We start from the raw sequence: 26,593 nt of genomic DNA, 5'->3' as shown, positions 1-26,593 counted from the left end.
GAAAGGTGGAATTAATATGGCTTTAGTTACTACTACTAAAATGTTTGAAAAGGCTTTAGAAGGAAATTACGCAATTGGTGCTTTCAACATCAATAATATGGAAATAATTCAAGGAGTTGTCGATGCTTGTGCAACTCATAAGTCAGCTGTTATACTTCAAGTATCAGGCGGAGCAATGAAATATGCTAGACCTACTTACCTTAGAAAAATGGTAGAGGCAGCTGTAGAAGACACTGGTCTTGATATTGCACTTCACTTAGATCACGGTTCAGATTTAGCACAATGTAAACTTGCTATAGCTTCTGGATTTACTTCTGTAATGTATGATGGTTCTCATCTTGATTATGAAGAAAATGTAAGAACAACTAAAGAAGTAGTTGATTTTGCTCATTCTAAAGGTGTTGTAGTTGAAGCTGAGCTTGGTAAACTTGCTGGAGTTGAAGATGCTGTTTCAGTATCAGCTGCTGATGCAACTTATACTGATCCAGAACAAGCAGTGGATTATGTAACAAGAACTGGTATTGATTCTTTAGCTGTAGCTATAGGAACAAGCCATGGTGCTTACAAATTCAAAGGCGAAGCTAAACTTGATTTTGAAAGATTAACTTTAATCACAAAAAAATTAGAAGAAGCAGGCCTTCATAATTTCCCAATAGTTCTTCATGGTGCATCTGCTGTGGATCAAGATTATGTTACTATGATCAATGAATTTGGCGGAGAAATGAAAGGTGCAAAAGGAATCCCACTAGAAATGCTTAGAAAAGCGGCTTCTATGGCTGTTTGTAAAATAAACATGGATACTGATTTAAGACTTGCTATGACAGGTTCAATAAGAAAAGTTTTAACTAAAAATCTTGGCGAAATAGATCCAAGAAAATATCTTGGAGAAGCAAGAACTAACATAACTAAATTAGTTGAAGGTAAAATCACTAATGTTTTAGGTTCTGCTAATTCATCTAAATAATTTAAAACTAAGAGACCCACAGTATTTATACTGTGGGTCTTTTAGTTTTAATTTTTTATTAGTCAATAAATATTCTGTTCCCAAATATTTTCATCGTTGGTTGTAGGTGTGTGCCTATGAGTGATTATATCGGAAACTATAATGTTTTCATGCGCAAAAAAAGTATATATTACGTATAATGCATTTGAATAAGCTTTAGAACTACTTATTATATTTTGAATTAAGCTGCGTTAAGAAAAACATATGTTTGAGCGCTAGCGAGTTTATATTTTTTAGCAGCACAATTTAAAATAAAATTAGCAGTTCTTAGCGAAATGAAATGCATTAGTCGTATTGCAATACGCGTAATATATACTTTTTTATCTATTTTTGGACATAATTACTTACATGTTTAATAACCATATTAATTGTTCCATCACCATTTCTTTGTATTTCAAATCGACTATTATCATGATAGGTTTCCTCATCTACATATAAATCTATATCCTTATCAATTTTAAGTCTTACTCTTTTTAGTTTTTTATCTATCCATTCTTTATCCAGACTAATATTTTCTGAGATACCTCGCTCTGTAATAAACTCAACAAATTTTTCCTTAGTATCCTGGTTTTCAGAAAACATTTCTTCAGATAATTCTCTAACATCAATATTATCTTCTTCTTTAAGTTTTCTTTTTATAGTACTTCTAACAGCTTCTGCTTTATCTGCGTTTTCTGGGAAGGTATTTTGGGTAAATTTTTCAGCTGCCTTGACAAAATTTTTAGTGATGTCTCTTTTGTTATCAAATGTTGTGCAACCTAAATAATTTTCTATAAAGTAGTTCGAACTGTTTTCTTCATTTTCTTTACTCTTGCTTTTTTTATCAATAACCATTAAATCAAAATTATTTTCTTTCCTAATAGGCTTTAAAAAAGCACATTTTTGTATTCTTTGAGAGAAGCCAGGAAGACCAGTAAACTGTGGTACTATATCAATGCCTAACTTGTTATCCACAAACTCTATAGTGTGAACATAATTCTTAATATAATCCATTTTGAATATACCAAGGATTGGTCCAAATTCTGTAGTAAAAGATACTACTATTAAATCACAGGAGGGAATGCTCCCCTTAGATCTCATCAAAATAAACATCTGTCTTGCTAGTTCCTTAGATACAACCAGTAGGTTATTTTCACCATTTAAATATTCCTGAGATAACTCTTTTACTATATTTCGCTCAGAATTAAAGACCCCATATTTTAAATCTTCATCTTTTAAACACTTCTGAATATGTTTCAATAAAAAATTATATTTTTCTTCATCTAAATCTAAGGCATATTCATTCAATATAGGTTCATCTGCATTGTTATCTAAAACATGAATAATAGCCTCATTTATATTAACTTCTTTTATGTATTCCAAAAAAACACCACCTTGTTATTTATCTAAGGCACATTAGAATAAATATGAAGTTATTTATTCTAATGTGCCTAATTATTATACTATTTATATTTACTTATAACAAAGTAATATATTGCTATATACTTTGTTATAAATATATCTTTATTGCTTCTAGTTATGTCATTGTACTGATATTAGCAATTTTAATCAATTATTAATGTTAGTTTATTTAAATTATGATATAATCACAATTAGTGAGCACGCAAACAATTATAATTGTTATCTGCCCCAAAGAAAGGCTAGGAGAATAATATGAAAGAAATAGAAACTAGAATTATAGATATTGATGTAGAAGAAATTCGCAGAAAATTATTGAATATAAATGCCCCAAAAGTAAAACAAGAAAATCAAATAAATAATATTTATGATTTTTCGGATAAAAGGCTAATTAAGAGCAAAGGCTATGCAAGAATACGCACCATCCACGATGAGTTAACAAATTCTACTCTGCACTATATCACCACAAAAAAACTTATAAGCCAGGAAAAATATAAGATCATGGATGAGCACGAGTCAGAGATTAAAGACGAAGCTGCAGCTATTGGAATTTTTGAAGCCTTAGGTCTTGAGCTTATACAATCCATTAAAAAATATAGGGAAAGCTATAAGTATAAAAATACGCTTATAGAAATAGACATAAATGAGAAGGAATTCTGTCCTTTTCCTTATATAGAAATTGAAAGTTCAGATGAAGATGAACTTTGCGAAGTCGTAACCTTGCTAGGTTATAGCCTCTCGGACACTACCTCTGAAACTATTTATGAAATACTAAAATCAAAAAAAATAGTAGTAAAGGAGCTATAATGTTTGGATATGTAACTCCATGTAAAATGGAAATGAAAATAAAAGACTATGAAAAATTTAAAGCTTATTATTGTGGTCTATGTAGCTCCATTAAAAGTAACTATGGGCAGCTTCCAAGGCTTACTTTAAATTATGATATGACTTTTTTAGCAGTTCTTCTAGATTCACTTGATGATAATAAATGCAACTTCACTAAATTTAGTTGTGCAATTCATCCACTAAAAAAAAGCATTATGATTAACAATAATATGGCCTTAAATTATGCAGCTTTTTGTAATACTACTTTGGCATATTATAAATTAATGGATGATGTTCAAGATAATAAAACAATGAAAAGCAAAGTTTTTTCAAAGTTTTTAAAGAAATATTTGTCAAATGTTCCAATGGAATATAATGATGTAATGAAGTATACTAAGGAAAAGCTTTTATTACTAAATACTTTAGAAACAAATCCTGTGAATATATCCATAGATGAACATCTATCCATAGATAAGTTATCTCATGTTTTTGCTGATCTTACAGGCTTTATAATATCTTTTTATTATAAAGATGCATCCTTTAAGGAGGATTTATATTGGCTTGGCTATAATTTAGGTAAATGGATATACATTATAGATGCTTATGATGATTTAGAAAAAGATATAAAAAGCAATTCTTTCAATGCTATAAGTTCATTGCTTAATAATGATAATTTGGATTATAAAAGTTTTTCCACATTGGTTAAGCCAAGAATTGATTATATATTGACTACTTGTGCCCAGCAATGTTTAAAATTTTTAAATTCATTGCCATTAATCAAAAATGAGGATATATTATATAATATATTAGAACTGGGACTCATGGAAAAAATGCATAAGGTTTTTAATGAAAAATTAGATATTGATCATTTAAAAGGAGTGGAATATAAAAATGGCAAATCCCTATGAAATACTTGGTGTACGAGAAGGCTCGTCAAAAGAAGATATTAAAAAAGCTTATAGAGAGCAGGCAAAAAAATATCACCCTGACCAGTATGGTGATAATCCCTTAAAAGATTTAGCAGAAGAAAAAATGCAGGAACTAAATGAAGCTTATGATTCACTTATGAAAAACACTAGTTCTTCTAATAGCTACCAGTCTTCAAATACTTATAATTCTTCTTCAAATAATGACTACACTAATGGAGACATATATCAATCTATTAGAATGGATTTAAATAGTGGAAACCTTTCTTCAGCTGAGCAGAAATTGGGTTCCATGGATACAAAAACTGCTGAATGGAATTATTTAATGGGAATGGTTCATTTGAAAAAAAGTTGGCATGATAGTGCCTATAATTTCATTAGTAAAGCCTGTTCCCTTGCGCCTAATAATGTTGAATATAGACGAAGCTTTAATGAAATAAACACTAGAAACACAAATTACAGAGGTAACTATTATGGCAAGCGAAACAAAGATTCTGATATGGGTAATATGTGCATTAACTTATGGTGTGCAGATAGTATTTGTGAATGTTTAGGCGGAGATCTTATTTCCTGTTGCTAAGCATATTAATTTAGGAGATGGTTTTTATGAAATCTAATAATATTGCTAAGGGTGGTATATTCGCAGCACTTAGTCTGATATTACTATATCTTTCTTCTGTTTTTCCTACAAATAGATTGTTTATATTAGGTATAGCTTCTTGCATTATACCTCTTTCCATTTTACTTACTGGAGTAAAAAACACGGTTATAGTATATAGTGCTGTTTGTTTGCTTAGTTTATTTATTATACCTTCAAAGCTTATAAGCATTTCCTATATAATGATCTTTGGCTCCTATGGTTTTGTGAAGTATTTTGTAGAAAAATTAAGGAGTATTCCTCTAGAGTTTGTACTTAAGTTATTATATTTTAATATAAGCTCTGCTATAATTATATTTATATATAAATTACTATTATTTAAAATTCCTAATATAAATATATATTTACTAATACTCTTTATGGAGTTTGGCTTCCTAGTATATGACTATGCACTTACCATTTTTATCGCCTACGCAAATAAAAATCTTATTAAAAAATTTAGTTAAATCATCACCTGCGGTGCTGCAATATTAACGACTTCAGAAGAAGATTTATTCAATGTGTCCAATCCATGTTCTTGACAGAAAATTCTATTTAAATTATAATAGATAATAATCCTTTAATAAACAAAGTATAATATGATAAATTGCTTAGATTAGGAGTAGTAATATTTGTAGCATTTTAAGAGAGCTGTTGCTTTGGTGCGAAACAGTAATGGTATAATACGAACTTGCCTATGATCTTACTTTAAAGTAAGAGCTTACTTGTTAAAACAAGTACGGTTAAAACCGTTATATTCGTAAGTGAGGTGTAATGCCTAATTAGAGTGGTACCGCGGAATTTTACTTTCGTCTCTTTGTTGAGATGAAGGTTTTTTTTATTTTCTAGCAAAATCTAAAGGAGGAATATTAATGGCAAAATACAATACTACCATCGATGAAAAATGGCAACAAAAATGGGAACAAACTGATCTATACAAATTTGATGAGAATAAACCTGGTAAGAAGCTATATGTGCTTGAAATGTTCTCTTACCCATCTGGGAGCCAATTACATGCTGGGCATTGGTTCAACTATGCACCTGTAGATACTTGGGCTAGAATGAAGAAAATGCAGGGTTATAATGTATTTCAACCAATGGGCTTTGATGCTTTTGGATTACCCGCTGAAAACTATGCAATAAAAACAGGTGTACATCCAAAAGATTCTACAGAGCAAAACATTGTAACTATGGAAAGACAACTAAAGGCTATGGGAGCAATGTTTAATTGGGACCATGAAGTTGTAACTTGCCATCCTGATTATTATAAATGGACTCAATGGTTATTCTTAAAACTTTTTGAAAAAGGCCTTGCTTACAGAAAAAAAGCACCTGTAAATTGGTGCCCTAGCTGTAATACAGTACTCGCAAATGAACAAGTGTTAGATGGCGCATGCGAGCGATGTGGAACTGAGGTTACTAAAAAGAATTTAACCCAATGGTTTTTAAAAATCACTGACTATGCTGATGAACTATTAGAAAAACTTGATACCTTGGATTGGCCTGAGAAAACTAAATCAATGCAAAAGCATTGGATTGGAAAATCTACTGGTGCTGAGGTTACATTTAAAGTAGCAGATTCGGATATAGACTTTAGTGTATTCACTACTAGAGTAGACACTCTATATGGTGTTACCTATGTGGTATTTGCCCCTGAAAATGAACTTGTTGATATTCTCACTAAAGATGAATATAAAGACGCTGTGGTGACTTATAGAGATGATGCTAATAAACAGTCTGATATAGAAAGACAATCTATTACAAGAGAAAAAACTGGTGTATTTACCGGTTCATATGCTATTAATCCTATTAACGGAAGAAAAATTCCTATTTGGGTTGCTGATTATGTTTTAAATACCTATGGAACTGGCGCAGTAATGGCTGTTCCCGCTCATGATGATAGAGATTTTGCCTTTGCTACTAAATACAATTTACCTATCGAAAGAGTAATCGCTAGTGCTAAAAGCATAATTTCTGGTGCAGAAACCCAAATAGCTTCAGCGGAAAATCTTCCTTATACTGAACATGGAAAAATGGTAAATAGTGAAGAATTTAACGGTTTATCTACTATAGATGGAAAAATTGCTGTAGTAAAAAAATTAGAAGCTCAAAACTTAGGAACAGGCAAAGTAAACTTTAGACTTCGTGATTGGTTAGTTTCAAGACAAAGATATTGGGGCGCTCCTATTCCAATAATTCACTGCGACACCTGTGGCGCTGTGCCAGTACCAGAGAATCAGCTCCCTGTAGAGCTACCTTATGACGTAGAATTTGCACCAGATGGAGAATCACCTCTGGCTAAATGTTCAGATTTTATTAATGTACCTTGCCCTGTTTGTGGTAGTCCTGCGCATCGTGAGGCTGATACCTTGGATACCTTCGTTTGTTCTTCTTTCTACTATTTAAGATATGTAGATAACAAAAATAATGAAAGTGCTTTTGATACAGACTTAATAAACAAAATGCTTCCTGTAGACAAATATGTAGGCGGACCCGAACATGCATGTATGCACTTACTATATGCAAGATTTATCACCAAGGCTCTTCGTGATATGGGATATTTAAACTTTGATGAACCCTTCTTATCTCTTACTCACCAAGGTTTGATTTTAGGAGCAGACGGATTAAAAATGAGCAAATCCAAAGGAAACACTATTTCACCGGACCAGTATATAAAAGAGTTTGGCTCAGATGTGTTTAGAATGTACCTAATGTTTGGCTTTGGTTATACTGATGGTGGTGCTTGGAGTGATGATGGCATAAAGGCTATTGGAAGATTCGTTGATAGAATTGAGCGAGCTATAGACACTGGAATTTCTGAAATGTTAAAAGAAAGTAATAACGATGCCCCTATCCATAATGCAGAAAAAGAATTAAACTACTGGAGACATTTTGCAATAAAGGGAGTTACTGAAGACGCTGAAAAGCTTCAATTTAATACGGCTATTGCAAGACTTATGGAACTTACAAATGCGCTATCAAAATATGTTAATGAAGAAACCGTAAATAGCAATTTCTTAAAGGATGTGCTTGTGGATTATCTTTTGCTTTTAGCCCCATTTGCTCCTCACTTTTCAGAAGAAAAGTGGGAAACCTTAGGTATGGATTATTCTATATTTAATCAAAGCTGGCCTAAATTTGATGAAGAAGCTCTAATCAAAGATGAAATAGAGATAGCTATTCAAGTAAATGGCAAAATTAAATCCAGAATAATTATAGCGCAAGATTTAGATGAAGAAGCTATAAAAAAAGCCGCTCTTGAGGATGAAACACTAATTGCTTCCTTAGAAGGTAAAACTGTAAGGAAGATAATTATAATAAAAGGAAGATTAGTTAATATAGTAGCTTCTTAGTAAAGGCTGCATAGGTTTTTAAATTAATTTTTATTCAAAAATGAGAGTAGAGTGTCTTTATTTAGACACTCTACTCTCATTTATTTTCAACTATTAAATCATCTTCTGCGAAGCTGCAATATTAACGACTTCCTTCTGAAATGTCGTTAAACTCCATATACATCTAAGGTTTTTTGAGTTGATTTAAGAAGACTACTAAGCTCAAAGACTTCTCCTTCTTCCAGCAGCTTATTTAATTGTTCTCTATACCTAGTTGCATCCATTAATTTTCCAAGGGAAGAAATCATAAGAATGTTATTCATTATATCCGATACCAAATTAGATTTAACCTCAAAGAGTTTTTGTGCATCTTTAATCTCGTCTTTAATTTCTAGCATCTGCTCATCTAACTGAAAAGCAGCATCTGCAGCATTTTTAAGTTTTTCTCTTATATACTCTGGTATATCATGCTTATATTTATAATTTAGAGAATGCTCTACTGTAGCCCAAAAATTCATTGCCAAGGTTCTAATTTGAAATTCCGCTAGTATTTCGGTTTGACCATCAGATAAGTTCACAGGATACTTTATAATCATATGATAGCTTCTATATCCACTCTCTTTTACATTGGCAACATAATCTTTTTCGTAAACTATTTTCATATCAAGTCTTTCACGAATTAAATTTACCACCTTATCAATGTCATCAACGAATTGACACATTACTCTTATTCCCGCAATATCCTCCATTTCAAATTCAATTCTATCTAGAGGTATACAGAATTTATTAGCTTTTTCAAGAATACTAGATATTTCTTTAACCCTACCTGTAACAAACTCCACAGGTGAATAATCATTTTTACGCCTATATTCTCGCCTAATGCTTTTGAATTTTACTTTTAACTCTTCTACCGCCTGTTCATAAGGGATTAAGAATTTTTTCCACTCTCTTATTGCCATATACTCAGTCCTTTACATAAAATTTCATGTTTACAATTAAATCATCATCTGCGATGCTGCAATATTAACATATAGAAATTTTTGGATGGTGTCTTATATTAATATTATATTTTTATTAATTTTCTGTTATAATTAATTTACTACTAAATTAGCATAAAAGCAATTATTTGAGGAAAATATACCAAATTTATAACTAATAATACTACATAATTTTTATTTTGGGGTGATGGAATGGATAAAAAAATATTTTCTGGTCTAGAAAATATGGGCTTTGATAATATTGAAGATATTAAAATCTATAATAAAGGGACTGAAACCGTGAAAGAGAAAAAAGAAGAGAACACGGAAAAGTCTCTTCTATATTGTAAAGAGATTACCTGCCCAGTATGTAATCATGTGTTTAAAGCTAGGGCAGTAAAATCCTCAGCTTACAGAATGATAAAAAAAGATAGTGATTTTTTTATTAGGTATTCACTAATTAATCCTTATTTCTATGATGTTTGGGTTTGTAATTCTTGCGGGTATTCAGCTATGAAAGCAGATTTCTACACTATAAGAAGTATAGACATAGAAAAAGTTCAAAAGTCTATATCGCCTAAGTGGAAGGGGAGAATGTATCCTGAAATTTATGATGTACATGTTGCTATCGAAAGATACAAGCTATCGCTTTTAAATTATATAATAACCAATTCAAAATCAAGTAAGAAGGCAATCAATTGTATCAAACTAGCCTGGATGCACAGGCTACTCAAAACTGAAGCGGCCCAGGAGATGGAATTAATATTTTTAAAACAAGCACTAGAAGGGCTTAGTGACGCATATTACTCAGAGGCATTCCCCATATACGGTATGGATAAATATAGTGCTATGTATCTTATTGGAGAACTAAATAGGCGTATTGGTAATACAGAAAATTCACTAGTTTGGTTTAGTAATGTTATAACAACTCCTAATGTAAAGCAAAGTTTGAAAGAACTTGCGCGAGATATGAAGGACCTTATAAAAGAAGAAGAAGCTACATTATTAGCTGCTACTGATAATCTAAATGAAGCTTCTACAGAGAACTTTGAGCCAATAGAAAACAATAAGAAATCAGGTTTTTTTTCTAAAATGTTTAAATAATAATTTAAATACTTAAAAACAAATAACAAGTCAATATGCTATAATCTTTGACTTGTTATTTGTTTTTAAATTACTATGATTATTAGATTTATTATCCACATAAAAAAATTCAACAGTCATACTTATCCACAAAAACTTAACTTTTCGTGCTATTCTAATATTTTTAAAGGATCAAAGTCCAAATAATCACAAGAAGTTACTATATATTCTACACCCTCTATATTTCCCTCATATAACCTATTTAAAGATGGTCCATGTAAATGTCCATATATTACCTTTGCCACATTATATTCTTTTACTATACTTATAAGTTTAGTTTCTTCGAACTTATCATTAGTCGGTGGATAATGAAGCATTACAATAAACTTACTGTATCCATTTTTCACCGCTTCATCTAATGATATTCGAAGCCTTATTAACTCTCTATTATATATTTTCTGGTCATGCTCTGTAAATCTTGTAGATCCCGGACAATTCCATCCCCGGGTACCGCATATAGCAAAATCTTTATAGTTAAAAAAATTATTTTGAATAAAATTCATATCTTCATAAAGAGAATTAAGCTTTGTAATGCTACTCCACCAATAGTCATGATTTCCTTTAATAAGTATTTTTTTACCTGGGAGTTTATGAATCCACTCCAAATCCTCAAAACCCTCTGAAATATTCATTGACCATGAAATATCCCCTGCAATTAATACAGTATCCTCAGTAGAAACTTTACTAAGCCAGTTTTCTTTTATTTTTTCATGATGTTTTTCCCATTTATCTCCAAATATATCCATGGGTTTATCTGAATTTAAAGCTAAATGAAGATCAGATATTGCCCACAACGCCATAATATACCTCCTTTTTAATCTTTTTTCATTAATGAATCAATATCCATTACATAAGCAATAACCTTTGCTATTGCATCATATAATTCGAAGGGTATTTCTGATCCTATATCCACATTTAAAAGTAAATTAGCCAATTCCTCGTTTTGCACTATGGCCACCTTACTCTCTTCAGCCTTCACCAAAATTTTATCTGCAATATAACCCATTCCAGCTGCTGTTACTATAGGCACATCATATCCTTGTTCATATTTTATAGCAGCAGCTTTTTTTACTTTTTTCATTTTAACACCCCTCATTAGTGTTCGATAGTTATATTTTAAATTATATTAAATATAATACTCCAGCCTATTAACTATTGTTTTTTAATGCTCTATTATATTATACCTTTATATTGAGGGTATTAAAACTTCTATCATCAAAAAATTCTCCACAACTTACTAGTGTAAATTCTTTAGCTTTGTTATTAACCTCAATATTAACTCTATAATTTAGATTAGATAAATCCTTTATTAATTTTTCTTTGCCTAATTTTAAAACTTTAACCCAGAATTTATCACATTTAATATCAATATCCATATTATTATTATTAATTTTAATATATGCATCTACAGTTCCCATATTTATTGTTTTGACACTAGTGGCAATTTTAACATTCTTACTGTCAATCTTTTTACCTTTTTTCCTATCATCTTTAATAATTAATTTAAATTGATATTCATCATCTTTAACGTTTATAGGCAAATCCAAATAGTAATATTGTTCTGAAATAGAATTAAACATTTTTAAATCATTAATTTTTTCATGAAATAAACTCATAACCTTTTCATAGGTCTCTGGCTTTAAGTTAATCTTATTTTCAATAATGTCTTTAACTATATTTTTAATCTCTTCAGTTTTCAATTTAATTTGTTCTTTAATGAGAAATTCTGTAGTTATCTTTTCGATGTCTTTTTCTACATTATTTATAATTCCCTTTTCAACCTCTGAAATATTCAATTCTTTTTTTATCATATTTATTATTTCATTAAGTGAATTGTTTTTTTCATATCCATTTGTTTTAGTATTGATAGCACTTTTACTACTTAGTTCCACTTCGCTGGTTTTATCCTTTTGTAATGTATCTGTATTTAAAGGCACTTCTTTATTGGGAACCATATTCTCTAGTTTCACACTACTAGGCTCGGTCTTTGTTATGTTCAATTTCACCTCTAAATTTTCTATTAATTTAATATAGCTATCTGGACTTAAAGATATTTGCTCTGCCTTGAAAATTTTATCAACCATTGCTTTTATTGTGCCACTATTAAACTTAATATTTTCAAGTTTTATATTTTTATCTATTCCAAGTCCTATATTAAGATCTAATTTTTTATCTAGCTCTGAAGTTTTACCAATCTTTTTATCTTCATTTACTCCCGAGCCTGTATTAAATTCTAAATTTTTATCTAGTCCTAAAGTTTTATCTAGTCCTAAAGTTTTAATAGTAGAATTTAATACTCTATAATTAACATTTAAATCCTTTAACTCTTTATTTATTAAATTAACTAATTCTTTTAAGTTATTATTAGGTCTAACGTTATCTAAATTTTGAGTTTTATCTACTATTTTTCCATTACTATTTGATAGCTCCACCGGCTTTGTTTCTTTACTATTATTTTTAAATTCCAATTTTGTAAGCCCTTCACTACTTTCATCTAAATCCATAAAACTATTTAGGCTTACACTTACTTCGGAATCCTGTATATTCTTTAACGCATTTTTATTTGTATCACTATTTAAAAAATAGTTGTTAATGTCTTTTAAATTATTATATATCGCTGACTCTCCTTTAAATAGTTTTATAAAGCTATTCAAATTTCCTTTAGTAAGTTCTATATTATTTTCTTTAAATAATAAAATCTCGTCAATATCTAAATTCTTTAATGCCTCAAAAAAGTTTTTTAAAATTTTAATTGTTTCATTTCCCTTTTCACTGTGGGGGTCAATATTTCTACTTTCAAGATACCTAGCAATAAAAATTTCTTCTTTATTAGGATTTAAGGATATCTTTTCCCTAAAATCAACTAAATTTTTTATATCAATTATATTATCTTTAGTTAACGACATATCATGTTTTATCATTTTAGAAAAAAGCAATGCATCTGCTTTTTCAGTTCCTGGTGTATCCACCTTAATGAATGCTTCTAAGCCTTCATTATCAATAGTTTTACCTTCTTTATCTTCATATATTAATTTTATTTTAAGCTTATCATTTTCAAAACCTTCTACTTGAAATTTAAGCACTTTACCTTCTGGAGCCTGCTGCAGTGGCTTATCAAGCTTTGCGGAAAATTGCCATCCATCTAATAATTTTAAATTAACTTCTCCCTTTTCCTGATCTGTGCTTACTATTCTTGCATTAAAGGTTTCCCCAGCTTCAAAAGATATTTTACTAAAAGCTTTCTTGGCTTGTGGATTCTGTTGTATTGCAATATTGCTAATTATAGACATAAGCCACCTCCCATTTTTTGGCATAATAACATTGTCAAAAGTTATCAATACTTAATTATCGTATGAAACATTTTTTTTTAAAGGGGACAGTTAATAATTATCTATGTATTTGTACACTTGTACACTTTTTAAGCAATGTTTCGAATAATTCAAATAGTTGTTAACTGTCCCCGGTCTTTCGATGAGTGAATCTCCGCAGAAAAAAATAACAAAGCCAAAATATTAACTTCAGCTTTGTTATTTAAAAATTTAATTATTCTATGATTAAAGAGTAATATTTTTTCTTTCCTTTTTTTATAAGTATACTACCATCTTTAAAATCAGAGTCTATTAGTGTTGCATTTTTATCTTCAATTTTTCTGAGGTTAATAGTTAATCCACCCTGCTCAATAAGCCTTCTAGCTTCAGCTTTTGATGGTACCACTTTAGTGTACACTAATATATCCATGAGTCCCCCATTCTTCATATCTAAGGGTATAGATACTGTAGGAACGTTGCTCATATTAGTTCCACCACCAAATAGTGCTTCTGCTGCGGTCTGAGCCTTGATAGCTTCTTCTTCTCCATGAATAAGTTTTGTGACCTCAAAAGCTAAAACTTTTTTAGCTTCATTGATCTTTTCATCTTTTAAAGCACTTAATCGTCTAACTTCATCCATTGGTATAAATGTAAGTAAGGATAAGCATTGCTCTACATCCGAGTCTTCTATATTTCTCCAGTATTGATAAAAATCATAAGGAGATGTTTTATTTGCATCAAGCCATAGTGCACCATTTTCCGTTTTACCCATCTTCTTACCTTCACTATTAGTAAGTAATGCACAGGTCATTCCATATGAAGCTTTACTTTCTTTTCTTCTTATTAGTTCCATACCAGCAATTATGTTAGACCATTGATCATCTCCGCCAAGTTGCATAGTACATCCATATTTTTCATTTAACACTAAAAAATCATATCCTTGCATAAGCATATAGTTAAACTCAAAAAATGATAAGCCTTTTTCTAATCTCTGTTTAAAGCACTCAGCAGTTAACATCCTGTTTACTGAAAAATGTACTCCTATATCTCTTATAAAGTCTACATAGTTTAAGTCCAAAAGCCAGTTTGCATTATTTTCTAGTATAGCTTTGCCATCACTAAAGTCTATAAGTTTTGAAAGTTGCAATTTAATACAAGATATATTATAATCAATTTCTTCTTTTGTAAGCATTTTTCTCATATCTGTTTTTCCCGACGGATCACCTATCATTGCAGTTCCACCACCAACTAAGGCTATGGGCCGATGACCTGCCCTTTGCATATGTGCCATAAACATCATAGCAATAAAATGGCCAATATGCAGACTATCAGCTGTTGGGTCAAATCCTATATAAAAGGTTACCTTCTCCGTATCTAGTATTTTCTTAATTTCATCCTCATGAGTAAGTTGTTTGATGTATCCTCGCTGGCATAGTGTATCATATACATTTGACATTAATTATTCCTCCTTATTTTTATCTTGTATTATTTTTGGGAAATAAAAAAACGCCCCTGTGAAAGGGACGAAATAATTCCGTGGTACCACCCAAATTGATTTAACAATCCGCTCATTCCTTATAACGTAAGGTCAACCCGTCTTAGCTTAATCTAAAAATAACTTTATTTCAGCTTAAAGCTCCAGAATGTATTTCACTATATTCATTAACTAGTTCACACCTACCACTAGCTCTCTTAATAATTCCTATAGGTACTTTTTTCCTTCACAGCCTCTTAAATATAAACTTTCATGCTATCAATTGTATAGGTGTATTTAAAGTATATCAAGTTTGTTAATTGACCATTTAATCTATTTACATTTGTTTATTCGCCATATGCGCCGATTTTCGCCTATTTACTCTATTTGTAATAAATGCAGGATTAAATCATCTCCTGGGTCGCTTCAATGTTTATGCTATATACTCCTTTAAAAATTCTGGTGGAGTTTTGCATTCACACCCAACATTTACATAAAATTCCACATTATATTTTTTAGCTAAAGAATCCATTTTAGAAAACAATTGTGCCGTATGCTCCAATTTATCATCAACAATATTAAATACACCATCAACAAAAATGGTATCAATATCGTAATCTTTTGAAAGCATACCGCACAAAAAACCATAAAAATCATTATTACTTTTTAGATTAAACTCATTTGTAGCTACAAATCTCATTTTGCTGTTTAATTGTAGTACTGCTTTAGTATCATCATCAATATACACTATGTTCCCCTTAACTTCATGGACCTTCTCGTTGGCTAATTTAATCAAAGCTTTAGTTTTACCTGAACCTTTTCTACCGCAAAATACATGAATCATGTTAACCGCCTCCTATTTTATCTAACATAACCAGATAATTATTAAACAGGTCTACACTGTACGCAATATAGTTACATTCATTATATATTATTCAGAATATTTTTGCAATATTATACTTATTAAATAAAATTTTTAATTCCTGGAAAAATAACCTTAAAACTATTATCATCTTTTGAATCCACAAATATTACTTTACCATATTTTATAAAAGATTTCTTCATTCTTGCAAAGCCTTTTCCAGATTTTATGAATCTTTTTCTATCATCTAAGGCTATTAACTTATCGTATATCCACATATTTCTTTTTGAATAATTATGAGTATTAATTTTAGTTGAATGTAATAAATTACCAGGACTAATTACGTTAACGCTATTATAGTTTATTGCTATTTCTATTTCCTTATAAAACATAGTGTAATCCCTATAAAGTATTGCATTTTTTACAGCTTCATGTACAGAAGCTATAGGATAATTTAAAGGGAATATTTTTTTAAACAATTCTTCTACCTTATCTAACATATCGAGTAGATTTCCTTGCACAATAATAACCTCATCAAGGTTATTATTTACCTTGTTTACTATCTTAATCATATTATGAGGTAGATAAATACTATTGATTCCAGAAAATACCAATAAGCCTCCCAGTGTCACTACTCTTTTGTTATAATCTCTTTCAATAAAGGTTATTCCTGTATTGTCCATAAATCCTAATATGTTTTGGTCATTTACTACAATTCCCTTGTTTAAAAAGTATTTATTGATTATATCAAAATCCAAACTATTAATATCACTATTTATAATAGGCATAGTTTCAATATTTAGACCTAGATTTTCTTGTAAACAGGAGATCAATTCATCTTTTCTCATGGTATCTGTTGTGGAACCACGTCTAATGTAAAATGCGCCATTTTCCCTTAATTGATAAGGCTTCTGACCACCATCATATATAGTTATAATTGCCAAATTTTTACTTTCATATATCACAAAATCTATGGAAATCGGAATAGGTGGTTCACATCTTGAACTAATAATTTGTTGAAACTGCTCTTCTTTAAAATCGTCAATATTTATACCTATAACTCGTTTTGTCTTATCTTCCACTCCAATAACAATATATCCTCTTCCTCCACGGGAATTTGCTATAGCACATATATCTTTAGCTAATTCTTTTTTACCACTTTCTATTAATATATCTATTTTCAACTTAAAGTCTAGTTTTGTATCTTCATCCCTCTTTAGCAATATCTTAATTTTTCTGGTATCCATATATTTCACTCCAAGCGCGCTATAATAATATAATATGTTTATTGATATACAATGTTTCTAAGATAATTTTTCTAATTATAGCTTAGTCACATTCCACAAAAGACCATGGAATATCATGGCCTTTTGTGGAATGTATTATAAATCCATTATCCTATAATTAGTATACAACTAAATTTCATAACTTTCTATGATTTTTTATTGAAAGTTATTAACGTCCCCTGTATTCATTATTTTGACTTCTGCTTCTACTTTTAACTCAGTTCTGTCAATAATGTCTTCAATTTTTATCTTTGGATATTTCCTGTGAAACTCTTCAGTTATGTCAAATATATCTATGCCCATACCCTTGTATTTTTGGAAAACATTATTACAGGCTTTCACAATATTTTCTTCTGATTTCTCCTCAATTTTACCTATATTTTCTTTTGTAAATAAAATACTTTTCTGAGCCTCTCCAAAATTCACCTTAACTTTAACTTTCTTTTTTAAATGAATAACATTATCATAATAGCTGATTTCTGTCTTAGTTTTACTTTTTTTAATTTCTAGAGTTACAAATTTATTAATATCACAGGGATTCGTTATTTCTAAAGTACCACCTAAAATAGTATTCATTAAAAAGTTGAAGCCTTGCCCTTCCTCACTGGATAATATGCTAACCATTTTATCATCTTTAATCACCGCTCCACCATTCACTTGTAATTTTGGTTCTAAACTATCTTTTGTGATATCTATTATGGTTACTACATTGCTTCTATCTCCAATATTCCTTTGATTGTAAAACTGGTTTAAACTTAGTTTTACAGCTCTTGAAGAAGCTCCAATATTTTCTATTAGTTGCACTACAAATAATCCAATGTATTTATCTTGAACAATGTTTAGCTTTATAAGTTTCTCCGCGTCCCCTAGGTATACTGCAATATAAGGTCTTATAAGAAATTCTTGATCACGATCTAAAATATCTATAAAATTATCAAGGCCAAACTCTGCAGCCTTTTGAGTAAATAATATGGCCTTATTTTGTGTATAATTCAATTTATAACTGGAAGTAGTATTCATATTTCTAACAGCTTCAAACATTGTTTTTCCTGTTGCTTTAAATAAGATTCTCTCGTCTGCACCTAGAGGTGTTGCCCCTCTTATTCCCTTAAAAGCTTCACTATATATTATCGGATTACCCATATTATCTACATCTATTATTAAGGCAGTAATAAATAAAACTTTATTAATATCCCTATAACTAAAACATGATGTCATAGTAAAGCAATTCATTATTATTAAGCTTATAACCAATATCTTTTTATACTTATTCATCGCAATCACCCTTATCAAAAATGCTATTGGATATCTGGCTAAGATCTTTTCTATATAATAAATCCTTGAATTTAAAGTTTTCTAGTGTACCTAAAGGAAATAAATATGGATATCCGCAACTTTCAAGTCCCGCCATATGCGAGATAAAAATAAATAAACTAATATAAAATCCTGGAAGCCCAAGCACTGAAGAAAACAGAATAATAACTATATTCCATATTGTTAGAGCACCATAAAGTTTAGGCACTAAAAAAGAAGAAATAGACGAAAGTGCCACAATTACTACAGTACTTTGAGATGCCAAGCCTACTCCCACTGCAGCATCTCCTAAAATTAAAGCACCAACAATGCTCATTGACTGACCTATGGACTGTGGCAATCTTATTCCTGCCTCTCTAAGTAATTGAAAGAAAAAAGTCATTACTAATAACTCTATAACTGTAGGGAGAGGTACACCTGCTCTAGAAATTGTGAACTTCAGAGCAAATACAGTAGGAATAAGCGAAAAGTGAAAACAAGCAATAGCCAAATATAACCCTGACAACAAGCTCGCTGTGAAAAAGCTAAATACCCTGGTAAGCCTGGATAAATTAGCAAAATACTTATTAGAATAATAGTCGTCTGGCGCTTGAAAATTATCCACAAAAAAATATGGAGCGGTAATTACAAAAGGGGTTCCATCTACTATTATTGCTATTTTTCCTTCTAAAAGCTTTGATGCTGCCACATCAGGTTTTTCCGTAGTGCCTATTGTATCAAAGGCTGTGTGCTTGTTTTTTAATTGCTCTTCAATATAATTTGTGTCTAATATAAACTCTAATTTTATTGAAGATACTTTTTTTCTTATATAATCTACAAGTTTCCTGGGAGCCACACCTTCTATGTAACATATGACAACTACTGTGTTAGATTTAGCACCTAATATTATAGTTTCAAATTTCAGTTCAGGATTTTTTATTTTACGTCGTATTAGCGATACATTATCTACAAAAGCCTCCGTAAATCCTTCTCGCGGGCCTTTAATTACATTTTCTGTAAGAGGAATTCCAACACTCCTCCTCACATACCCCTTTGCCTCACAATAAATTGCACTATTTGCAAAAGAAAATATAAGCACCACGTCTCCAGATAAAATGTGATATATAGCTTCATCATTACTATTAATATCCCCAATGCTACTGGCTGTTAATACTTCTTTTTTTATATACTCTAGATCTACAGCTGCAGCACTGCTTTGTATTAGTGGGTCAAATATATATTCACTAATAAATTTAGAATCACACAAATCATCAATAAACACCCCAAATATTATTCCGAGAGTGCATTCTATTTCTCGATATTTTACATCATAACTATTTTTAAATTTATCTTTAATATAATCTATATTTAGATTTTCCATTTTAATCACCCTGTTTATTATTTGTAATAGTTAAGATTAATATTCTGATTTTGGGATATACTTCTAAATATATAGCAAGTTTTATTTTAAAGCACTTTAGGATTAAAACAATGCAAATATCAGGAGGAAAAATGGATAAGCTAAATACAAAACATTTAATGTTCATAATTTGGGGAACTTCCATTGTAGCAATGAAAACTTACCCCAATATATTCATTGTAAATGGAGGTAGAAATTCCTGGATTTCCGTTATTATTGCCTCTATTCTTTTATTTTCATATTTTATTTATATAATTTTTGTTTGCAAAAAAACTAATTGCTACAACATGAATGAAATATACCATAGAGCTTTAGGTAAAACTTTAGGTGACATTTTTTTGATACTGTTTATCATAACTCTAATTGTCAGTTTGATAGAAAGTTCTTCAGTGGAAGCAAATGCATTGCATATAAATATGCTTTCAGATACACCTCCTTGGTTTTTTCTTTTATTTATATTAATACCCGCCATTTATATTATAAAAAAAGGTACTAGGGCAATAATTATAATTACTATTATTGGTATATGCCTTATTATGGTGGCAGGAATAAACCTAGCAATTCTTACATCTAAATATAAAAAACTTAGTTATCTACTTCCTATAATGGCAGATGGCGTAACCCCCTCTTTTATTTTATCTATAATAAAAGCACTTGGGTGCTATGGCGGTATAGCAATTTGCATTCCATTTTTATCCAGTGTGACAAATAAGTCAAAAATCACAAAGCACTGTATTATTGCTCTATTAATTGTAATACAAATGGAAGTCGTTGCAAATATTGGTGTCTTAAGTACCTTCGGCATAGCTAGAATCCTTAGCATTAACTATCCCAAGCTCATACAAACTCAGTTAGTTAGTTACTTCAATTTTTTAGAGGGTGGGGAGTTTTTTGTAATGCTTCAGATGGTAGGTGGGTGGTTTATAAAATATGTATTAACGCTAAATGCTGTCTTAATTCTATTAAAAAAGCTTTCTTTCTTTAATAAATATACCATATACATTATTACTGTATTTGTATTTATAATTTCCTATTTTGTTTCGGCAAAAGTATTATTTCTATATAAATTTTTAAATCTTTATGTGTATTTGTCTGTAGTGTCCTTTATATTAATACCAACAATAATTTTCAGTGTATTTTATATTAAGAATAGAAAAAGCAATAAAAATAACTACGTAACTAAAATATAAAAAAGAGCCCTAGGGCTCTTTTCTTAAAATAATTTTTTTTAATTTTTAACTAATGGTACTTGATAATAATTATCTTATCTATTAATTTTTGTTTTTAAAGCTGTTATCAAAGGTAGTGCTAAAACCATACCGCCTACTACTTGGAGAATGTTAGTAGGTATATCTTTCAAGGCAATAATTAATGCTTTTTGAAGAGGGAATTCTTTAGAAATAAATGTTAGTATAATTGCTCCACCTAGATAGTATGCCGCAATCATCCAAATTCCTGCTACAGCGAAAGCAAATACATTATTTGAAAAGTTATTTCCACTATACTTCTTTCTATAAGCAATGGTCCCAGCAATATAGCCCATAACACCTTTGATTACAAAAGTGAATGGTGCCCACATTGTATATCCAGTCATTAAATCAAATAAACACATACCAATAGCAGATGATATGGCTGCTTTTTTTCTCCCAAATAATATAGCTGCTAAAAAAATCATGCTATCACCTAAATGAAGTACACCCATAAAAGTGGGTATATGTATAACGGAAGTAGCTATAAATGTAATAGCCGCCATTAGACTAATTTGTACTATATCAATTGTTTTAATTGATGATATTCTACTTTCCATAATTATCCCCCCATGATTTAATATGTTCGTAAGCGTTTTCTACTATTATTATATACAATAATAATCATTTTTTCAAATGTATGCATACGCTTTTAGAATGTTTCCATATATTTTTTGCATATACATTGCTAAAGTAATACATACTATATTTAGTATTGATATACATAAGTCACTATAGTGGATAAATACACTGTAATAACTTACTCTAGTAAATTTTCATTACACTTTATCTTTCTATTAATGGAGGTACACATATGCCTTTTTTACGTTGGTTAGGCGGCTTTGTAGTATTATTTGTGTTAATGGGCGTACTTTTCAGCATCGGTGGGAATTTAATTAATATCCTACTAATAGTTGCTACAATTGTGTTTATAATTGATGCTCTATCTAGCAGAAGAAAAAGCATGTAAAAAAATAAAAGAAAAAATCTCTTGAAATTATTTCAAGAGATTTTTTTCTTTATTATTGAATTAGTCGTCATTTTTACTAACGTCTGATAAAATCAAACCTTTATTATGATCTATTGCCCAACTAATTGACCAATCACTTTGAAACAGTAATAGGTCTCTTTCCTTTAGGTCTTTAACTATTCTAGTATCACTAGTCAAGTTAAGTTCTTCTTTGTCTATATTACTATTTTCAATCCATCTTATATATTTAAAGGCCAATCTATCCATCTTAATATCTACATTATATTCATTTTTAAGTCTGAATTCTAATACTTCAAACTGAAGCACTCCTACAACCCCAACTATAATTTGTTCAATACCTATATGAAGTTCCTTAAACACTTGGATTGCACCTTCTTCAGCTATTTGTGTTACACCCTTTATAAATTGCTTTCTCTTCATGGTATCAACAGTTCTAACGGCTGCGAAATGTTCTGGTGCAAAAGTTGGTATTCCTTCGAACTTAAATTTATTTGATGAAGCACATATTGTATCTCCTATGCTAAATATACCTGGATCAAAAACTCCAATAATATCTCCTGCATAAGCCTCCTCAACTATTTCTCTCTCTTGTGCTAAAAATTGTTGTGGCTGCGCTAATTTTATTTTATTACCACCTTGCACATGATAAACGTCCATTCCTTTTTCAAACTGTCCCGAACAAATTCTCATAAAAGCCATTCTATCTCTGTGAGCTTTATTCATATTAGCTTGAATTTTAAATACAAAAGCAGAGAAATCTTTGCTGAAAACATCTATTTTACCTATGCTTGAATTTCTTGGTAATGGAGATGATGTTAATCGTAAAAAGTTATCTAAAAAGGGTTCAACTCCAAAATTAGTTGAAGCACTTCCAAAAAATACTGGGGTAAGCTCTCCAGTAGCTACTTTCGCTAAATCAAAATCATCACCTGCTACATCTAAAAGCTCCATATCTTCCATAAGCTTTTCATATAGTACATCTCCAATAAGTTCAATTGCCTTTTCATCGGAAGCATTAATTTTTGTCTCTTTAGCTGCTATTTGTCCATGCTTTCCATCATCAAAAACAATAATTTCCTTTGTTCGTCTATCGTAAACACCTTTAAAATCTACCCCACAACCTATAGGCCAATTCATTGGGTAAGATTTAATCCCAAATTCATTTTCTATCTCTTCCATAAGTTCAAATATATCCCTAGTTTCTCTATCCATCTTGTTAATAAAGGTAAAAATAGGTATTTCTCTAATACTACATACATGGAATAACTTTCTTGTTTGTTCCTCTACTCCTTTTGCACCATCAATAATCATTACGGCACTATCTGCAGCCATAAGTGTTCTATAAGTATCTTCACTAAAATCTTGGTGACCTGGTGTATCAAGTATGTTTATGCAAAAATCCTTATAATTAAACTGCATAACTGAAGATGTAACAGAAATACCTCTTTGTTTTTCTATTTCCATCCAATCAGAAACTGCATGTTTAGAGGCTTTTCTAGCTTTAACTGAACCTGCAAGCCTTATTGCTCCTCCATATAATAATAACTTTTCTGTAAGTGTAGTTTTACCAGCATCCGGATGAGAAATTATAGCAAATGTTCTTCTTTTTTGAATCTCTTTTATGTAATCCAGCAAGGTTATCATACTCCTTTTTTAAGTATTTTAATATGTACTATGAATATATATTCCTACAACCACTTTCTGCATTTCTAGTGATTCTAAAATTTTTTATTTTAAATTCTCTACCTATTGATTTTAGCTTTTATGAACATTTCTGTCAACTACGCTTGTACCACGCGTGTGATAGATACTCTATAATTAGTTTCACAGACCCTTAGTTTACTAAATTACAAAGTTCTGTAATCAGCTTTATAATCACCCCAAGGACTATTTATAACAGTAGATTAATAGTAAGTATGAAATTTCTACGTAGTGACTTGCAATAAGAAGCGCAGAAACCATTGAAATTCCATTTAGAAATTCTTCTTTTGCGAATATAAAATTCTCGTAAGCCTGCCATGACGGCAGGCTAGCGAACCCGAGCCAGGACGGCGAGTGTGAGCGTTAGAGAATATTATATTCGCAAAAGATTAGAATTTCTAAATGGAATTTCAGGTTTCAAGCTCTTTTGCAAGGCACGCAGTAGAATTTTTATACTTCATTACCTAGGTATAAATCCTATTTTCTTTTGCATTTTTCTTAATGTCTTATTAGCAACATAGTTAGCTTTCTCAGAACCTTTTTTATAAATTTCCTCTAAATAAGCTTTGTTACTTGTATATTCCGCAATCTTCTTTTGTATAGGTTCAAGTTCAGAAACTATTGCTTCTGCTACATCTTTTTTAAATTGAGCATAGCCTAAGCCTTCATATTTTTCTTCAATTTCTTTTATAGACATACCAGTTAAAGTCATTAGTATAGTCATTAAGTTCTTAACACCTAATTGCTCATCATTATACTTAACTTCTCCTAAGCTATCTGTAACAGCCCTATTTACTTTCTTTCTTATAACTTCTGGTGGATCCATTATTAAAATATATCCATTAATATTTTCTTCTGATTTAGACATTTTTTTAGTTGGATCTTGCATATCCATTATCTTAGCCCCTGATTTGGGTACATATGCTTCCGGAATTACAAAGGTGTCGCTATATATCCTATTGAATCTTTCCCCTATATCCCTTGCAATTTCAAGATGTTGAAGTTGATCCTTTCCTACAGGAACTAAACCAGTTTGATATAATAATATATCTGCTGCCATCAGGACCGGATAGTTAAATAAACCTGCTGATATACTTTCTCCACTATTTTTAGATTTATCTTTATATTGAGTCATTCTACTTAACTCCCCCATGTAAGTGGAACAAGTTAACATCCAACCAGCTTCACTATGAGCTGGGACATGTGACTGAATAAATATGGTATTTTTCTCAGGATCAATTCCTGAAGCTAAATAAATAGCTAATAGTTCTAAGGATCTCCTTCTCAAATCTTTTGGTTCTTGTTTTACTGTAATGGCATGCAAATCCATCACACAAAAATAGCATTCATATTCTTCTTGTAATTTAACCCAGTTTTTTATAGCTCCTAAATAATTACCTAAAGTTAAGTCACCTGAAGGTTTAATTCCACTAAATATTACTTTTTTATTACCTTCCAAAATAATCATCTCCTTAAATTAAAAAAAGCCCTATGGATAAATCCATAGGGCGCATATACACGGTACCACCTAATACTTAGAAGCTATATTAATGCTTCTACTCAAACAGATACACTATACGATATCCTACCTTTATAACGTAAGGCTTACGTCAAGGACTACTGCAATTCATCCCGAGTCTTAGAGACCCATTCAATTTAAACATAATTATCGTAATCACACTATCTACGACTCTCTGAAAACCTGTTTTTAAATTTACTTGCTTCTCATCAAAGACTATAACGTTATAAAATTTTAAATGTCTTTAAACTATAGTATTCCTCTTTACTTAAATTGTCAATATAAATTTAAAATATTATGCTTTCCAAAGACCATGTAAATTGCAGTATTCACGTACAAATAACACTTCTTCATCTAATTTAAATTCTGCTACTGGTTTTTCACCTGGTTTTAAATATTTTCTGTACACTTTATTTTCTGTATGCACTTCAATAAATTCAATATGATGTTCCTCTGTCATTGGATGCTCAACTGCTCCAACCATAACTCTAATTCCGCCTTCTATTTTTTCTACTACTGGAACATGTTTTTCAACTGCTGCATCCTGAGTATTTTCACCCTTAAGCGTCATAGGTTTTCCACAACAGACTAAAGTTCCTCCAGCATTATGAACCACTTCAACTATATTACCACATATTTCACATTTGTAAATTTGTCTTAATTCAGTCATTATTATTCCTCCTTTAAATTTAGAACCTTATAAATCTGATTATAATCCTTTTAATCTATAATAGTTATTTATTGATAACTACTATAACTATATATATTCTACACTTTTCTATTGTTTCCTCTTTTAAATTGTGAATTTTTAGTTACTTATATATTTTAAGTTAAACCAATTGGTTATATGCACTAATAATATTTTTATTATTGCATATAACGCCTTCTAATATCTCTATTATTTTAGATCTAAGATTGTAAAAGTTTATTTGGGTGATGATTTAACTAATATTACCGTCATTTTTTTTCCCTTGTGTGGAACACTATATTATATAAATATAAAGGGAGGTATAAAAATGAGCAAAAAAGAAATGAAAATGTATGCGCCTCACCAAAGAGATTTTTATGATGTAGAACCCAGCGAAATTAGATCTTATTCCGAAAAAGATTATACTATACTACCCGACCCAGTAACTGACCCTATTGTTGCTATGAATATTTCTAATATGGAATTTGACTACACCTATTATGGTGGTGAAGAACTTTTAGATATAGAAGAAGATTAACTCTTCATATGCACATAAAAACGGA

General features: G+C 30.4%; 24 protein-coding genes and 2 other annotated features. Of the genes, 10 read left to right on the top strand and 14 right to left on the bottom strand.

Features of this window, described 5'->3' with window-relative positions; genetic code table 11:
• The first annotated feature begins 16 nt into the window (after positions 1-16).
• Positions 17-964, top strand: coding sequence for a ketose-bisphosphate aldolase (locus ACREV6_RS18725; RefSeq protein WP_431579564.1), 948 nt, complete (start codon positions 17-19; stop codon positions 962-964).
• Positions 965-1,327: 363 nt separating this feature from the next.
• On the opposite strand, the gene ACREV6_RS18720 is transcribed toward ACREV6_RS18725, so the two are convergent.
• Complete coding sequence (locus ACREV6_RS18720; RefSeq protein WP_431579563.1) at positions 1,328-2,365, bottom strand: nucleoid-associated protein; 1,038 nt, start codon at positions 2,363-2,365, stop codon at positions 1,328-1,330.
• Positions 2,366-2,656: 291 nt separating this feature from the next.
• Here ACREV6_RS18720 and ACREV6_RS18715 point away from each other — a divergent pair, with 291 nt between their 5' ends.
• From ACREV6_RS18715 to leuS, 5 genes are all read left to right on the top strand, one after another.
• Positions 2,657-3,208: a class IV adenylate cyclase gene (locus ACREV6_RS18715; protein ID WP_431579562.1), complete on the top strand. Its 552-nt coding sequence runs from the start codon at positions 2,657-2,659 to the stop codon at positions 3,206-3,208.
• Positions 3,208-4,134, top strand: a complete 927-nt coding sequence (locus tag ACREV6_RS18710) for a DUF5685 family protein (RefSeq protein ID WP_431579561.1) — start codon at positions 3,208-3,210, stop codon at positions 4,132-4,134. Before ACREV6_RS18715 ends, ACREV6_RS18710 begins: the two co-directional genes overlap by 1 nt.
• A complete protein-coding gene (locus tag ACREV6_RS18705; RefSeq protein WP_431579560.1) occupies positions 4,118-4,732 on the top strand; it encodes a J domain-containing protein in 615 nt (204 codons plus the stop codon). Before ACREV6_RS18710 ends, ACREV6_RS18705 begins: the two co-directional genes overlap by 17 nt.
• Positions 4,733-4,758: 26 nt before the next feature.
• Positions 4,759-5,256, top strand: a complete 498-nt coding sequence (locus ACREV6_RS18700; protein WP_431579559.1) for a hypothetical protein — start codon at positions 4,759-4,761, stop codon at positions 5,254-5,256.
• A 136-nt stretch (positions 5,257-5,392) separates the two neighbouring features.
• Positions 5,393-5,609: a binding site (T-box leader), on the top strand.
• Positions 5,610-5,661: 52 nt separating this feature from the next.
• Positions 5,662-8,142, top strand: coding sequence for a leucine--tRNA ligase (gene leuS, locus ACREV6_RS18695; RefSeq protein ID WP_431579558.1), 2,481 nt, complete (start codon positions 5,662-5,664; stop codon positions 8,140-8,142).
• Between the two features lie 146 nt (positions 8,143-8,288).
• Here the strand turns inward: leuS and yjbM are convergent, their stop codons facing one another.
• On the bottom strand, positions 8,289-9,080 hold the full coding sequence (yjbM, locus tag ACREV6_RS18690) for a GTP diphosphokinase (protein WP_431579557.1): 792 nt from the start codon (positions 9,078-9,080) through the stop codon (positions 8,289-8,291).
• A 231-nt stretch (positions 9,081-9,311) separates the two neighbouring features.
• Between yjbM and ACREV6_RS18685 the strand changes: the two genes are divergently transcribed.
• On the top strand, positions 9,312-10,202 hold the full coding sequence (locus tag ACREV6_RS18685; RefSeq protein WP_431579556.1) for a DUF2225 domain-containing protein: 891 nt from the start codon (positions 9,312-9,314) through the stop codon (positions 10,200-10,202).
• A 149-nt stretch (positions 10,203-10,351) separates the two neighbouring features.
• Here ACREV6_RS18685 and ACREV6_RS18680 read toward each other — a convergent pair whose 3' ends face one another.
• The 8 genes from ACREV6_RS18680 to ACREV6_RS18645 all read right to left on the bottom strand — a co-directional run bounded on the left by ACREV6_RS18680 (position 10,352) and on the right by ACREV6_RS18645 (position 19,845).
• On the bottom strand, positions 10,352-11,041 hold the full coding sequence (locus tag ACREV6_RS18680) for a metallophosphoesterase (RefSeq protein WP_431579555.1): 690 nt from the start codon (positions 11,039-11,041) through the stop codon (positions 10,352-10,354).
• 14 nt (positions 11,042-11,055) lie between these two features.
• The gene (locus ACREV6_RS18675; protein ID WP_164944077.1) at positions 11,056-11,322 is read right to left on the bottom strand and encodes an EscU/YscU/HrcU family type III secretion system export apparatus switch protein; all 267 of its coding nucleotides are present in this window, start codon (positions 11,320-11,322) and stop codon (positions 11,056-11,058) included.
• Positions 11,323-11,419: 97 nt separating this feature from the next.
• Complete coding sequence (locus tag ACREV6_RS18670; protein ID WP_431579554.1) at positions 11,420-13,531, bottom strand: ring-infected erythrocyte surface antigen domain-containing protein; 2,112 nt, start codon at positions 13,529-13,531, stop codon at positions 11,420-11,422.
• A 253-nt stretch (positions 13,532-13,784) separates the two neighbouring features.
• Entirely contained in the window at positions 13,785-15,005 is a 1,221-nt protein-coding gene (gene tyrS, locus ACREV6_RS18665; protein ID WP_431579553.1) for a tyrosine--tRNA ligase, read from the bottom strand.
• 60 nt (positions 15,006-15,065) lie between these two features.
• Positions 15,066-15,283, bottom strand: a binding site (T-box leader).
• A gap of 173 nt (positions 15,284-15,456) precedes the next feature.
• The gene (locus ACREV6_RS18660) at positions 15,457-15,867 is read right to left on the bottom strand and encodes a hypothetical protein (protein ID WP_431579552.1); all 411 of its coding nucleotides are present in this window, start codon (positions 15,865-15,867) and stop codon (positions 15,457-15,459) included.
• 119 nt (positions 15,868-15,986) lie between these two features.
• Positions 15,987-17,132, bottom strand: a complete 1,146-nt coding sequence (locus ACREV6_RS18655) for an AlbA family DNA-binding domain-containing protein (protein ID WP_431579551.1) — start codon at positions 17,130-17,132, stop codon at positions 15,987-15,989.
• 195 nt (positions 17,133-17,327) lie between these two features.
• Positions 17,328-18,446 carry a Ger(x)C family spore germination protein gene (locus ACREV6_RS18650; RefSeq protein ID WP_431579550.1) on the bottom strand — a complete coding sequence of 373 codons (1,119 nt, stop codon included), beginning with the start codon at positions 18,444-18,446 and terminating at the stop codon, positions 17,328-17,330.
• A complete protein-coding gene (locus ACREV6_RS18645) occupies positions 18,439-19,845 on the bottom strand; it encodes a spore germination protein (protein ID WP_431579549.1) in 1,407 nt (468 codons plus the stop codon). The genes ACREV6_RS18650 and ACREV6_RS18645 overlap by 8 nt, the downstream gene beginning before the upstream one ends.
• Positions 19,846-19,976: 131 nt before the next feature.
• Here ACREV6_RS18645 and ACREV6_RS18640 point away from each other — a divergent pair, with 131 nt between their 5' ends.
• The gene (locus ACREV6_RS18640) at positions 19,977-21,074 is read left to right on the top strand and encodes a GerAB/ArcD/ProY family transporter (RefSeq protein WP_431579548.1); all 1,098 of its coding nucleotides are present in this window, start codon (positions 19,977-19,979) and stop codon (positions 21,072-21,074) included.
• 74 nt (positions 21,075-21,148) lie between these two features.
• Here ACREV6_RS18640 and ACREV6_RS18635 read toward each other — a convergent pair whose 3' ends face one another.
• Positions 21,149-21,691, bottom strand: a complete 543-nt coding sequence (locus ACREV6_RS18635; RefSeq protein WP_431579547.1) for an ECF transporter S component — start codon at positions 21,689-21,691, stop codon at positions 21,149-21,151.
• Positions 21,692-21,945: 254 nt separating this feature from the next.
• Here ACREV6_RS18635 and ACREV6_RS18630 point away from each other — a divergent pair, with 254 nt between their 5' ends.
• Positions 21,946-22,101 carry a hypothetical protein gene (locus tag ACREV6_RS18630; protein WP_431579546.1) on the top strand — a complete coding sequence of 52 codons (156 nt, stop codon included), beginning with the start codon at positions 21,946-21,948 and terminating at the stop codon, positions 22,099-22,101.
• Between the two features lie 60 nt (positions 22,102-22,161).
• Here the strand turns inward: ACREV6_RS18630 and ACREV6_RS18625 are convergent, their stop codons facing one another.
• The 3 genes from ACREV6_RS18625 to ACREV6_RS18615 all read right to left on the bottom strand — a co-directional run bounded on the left by ACREV6_RS18625 (position 22,162) and on the right by ACREV6_RS18615 (position 26,012).
• Positions 22,162-23,757: a peptide chain release factor 3 gene (locus ACREV6_RS18625; protein WP_431579545.1), complete on the bottom strand. Its 1,596-nt coding sequence runs from the start codon at positions 23,755-23,757 to the stop codon at positions 22,162-22,164.
• A gap of 526 nt (positions 23,758-24,283) precedes the next feature.
• On the bottom strand, positions 24,284-25,282 hold the full coding sequence (gene trpS, locus ACREV6_RS18620) for a tryptophan--tRNA ligase (RefSeq protein WP_431579544.1): 999 nt from the start codon (positions 25,280-25,282) through the stop codon (positions 24,284-24,286).
• Between the two features lie 355 nt (positions 25,283-25,637).
• Complete coding sequence (locus tag ACREV6_RS18615; protein ID WP_431579543.1) at positions 25,638-26,012, bottom strand: desulfoferrodoxin; 375 nt, start codon at positions 26,010-26,012, stop codon at positions 25,638-25,640.
• A 346-nt stretch (positions 26,013-26,358) separates the two neighbouring features.
• Here ACREV6_RS18615 and ACREV6_RS18610 point away from each other — a divergent pair, with 346 nt between their 5' ends.
• A complete protein-coding gene (locus tag ACREV6_RS18610) occupies positions 26,359-26,568 on the top strand; it encodes a hypothetical protein (RefSeq protein ID WP_431579542.1) in 210 nt (69 codons plus the stop codon).
• The last annotated feature ends 25 nt before the right edge of the window (positions 26,569-26,593 follow it).

The organism is Clostridium sp., from assembly GCF_050717515.1.
In the GTDB taxonomy this organism is placed as follows: domain Bacteria; phylum Bacillota; class Clostridia; order Clostridiales; family Clostridiaceae; genus Clostridium_AD.
This window is presented reverse-complemented; position numbering and strand designations above follow the sequence as displayed.

Bases quoted from the DNA above. Each gene is read 5' to 3' on its own strand.
- ACREV6_RS18725 (WP_431579564.1), top strand. From the start codon at position 17: ATGGCTTTAGTTACTACTACTAAAATGTTTGAAAAGGCTTTAGAAGGA.
- ACREV6_RS18715 (WP_431579562.1), top strand. From the start codon at position 2,657: ATGAAAGAAATAGAAACTAGAATTATAGATATTGATGTAGAAGAAATT.
- ACREV6_RS18710 (WP_431579561.1), top strand. From the start codon at position 3,208: ATGTTTGGATATGTAACTCCATGTAAAATGGAAATGAAAATAAAAGAC.
- ACREV6_RS18705 (WP_431579560.1), top strand. From the start codon at position 4,118: ATGGCAAATCCCTATGAAATACTTGGTGTACGAGAAGGCTCGTCAAAA.
- ACREV6_RS18700 (WP_431579559.1), top strand. From the start codon at position 4,759: ATGAAATCTAATAATATTGCTAAGGGTGGTATATTCGCAGCACTTAGT.
- leuS (WP_431579558.1), top strand. From the start codon at position 5,662: ATGGCAAAATACAATACTACCATCGATGAAAAATGGCAACAAAAATGG.
- yjbM (WP_431579557.1), bottom strand. From the start codon at position 9,080: ATGGCAATAAGAGAGTGGAAAAAATTCTTAATCCCTTATGAACAGGCG.
- ACREV6_RS18685 (WP_431579556.1), top strand. From the start codon at position 9,312: ATGGATAAAAAAATATTTTCTGGTCTAGAAAATATGGGCTTTGATAAT.
- ACREV6_RS18680 (WP_431579555.1), bottom strand. From the start codon at position 11,041: ATGGCGTTGTGGGCAATATCTGATCTTCATTTAGCTTTAAATTCAGAT.
- ACREV6_RS18675 (WP_164944077.1), bottom strand. From the start codon at position 11,322: ATGAAAAAAGTAAAAAAAGCTGCTGCTATAAAATATGAACAAGGATAT.
- ACREV6_RS18670 (WP_431579554.1), bottom strand. From the start codon at position 13,531: ATGTCTATAATTAGCAATATTGCAATACAACAGAATCCACAAGCCAAG.
- tyrS (WP_431579553.1), bottom strand. From the start codon at position 15,005: ATGTCAAATGTATATGATACACTATGCCAGCGAGGATACATCAAACAA.
- ACREV6_RS18660 (WP_431579552.1), bottom strand. From the start codon at position 15,867: ATGATTCATGTATTTTGCGGTAGAAAAGGTTCAGGTAAAACTAAAGCT.
- ACREV6_RS18655 (WP_431579551.1), bottom strand. From the start codon at position 17,132: ATGGATACCAGAAAAATTAAGATATTGCTAAAGAGGGATGAAGATACA.
- ACREV6_RS18650 (WP_431579550.1), bottom strand. From the start codon at position 18,446: ATGAATAAGTATAAAAAGATATTGGTTATAAGCTTAATAATAATGAAT.
- ACREV6_RS18645 (WP_431579549.1), bottom strand. From the start codon at position 19,845: ATGGAAAATCTAAATATAGATTATATTAAAGATAAATTTAAAAATAGT.
- ACREV6_RS18640 (WP_431579548.1), top strand. From the start codon at position 19,977: ATGGATAAGCTAAATACAAAACATTTAATGTTCATAATTTGGGGAACT.
- ACREV6_RS18635 (WP_431579547.1), bottom strand. From the start codon at position 21,691: ATGGAAAGTAGAATATCATCAATTAAAACAATTGATATAGTACAAATT.
- ACREV6_RS18630 (WP_431579546.1), top strand. From the start codon at position 21,946: ATGCCTTTTTTACGTTGGTTAGGCGGCTTTGTAGTATTATTTGTGTTA.
- ACREV6_RS18615 (WP_431579543.1), bottom strand. From the start codon at position 26,012: ATGACTGAATTAAGACAAATTTACAAATGTGAAATATGTGGTAATATA.
- ACREV6_RS18610 (WP_431579542.1), top strand. From the start codon at position 26,359: ATGAGCAAAAAAGAAATGAAAATGTATGCGCCTCACCAAAGAGATTTT.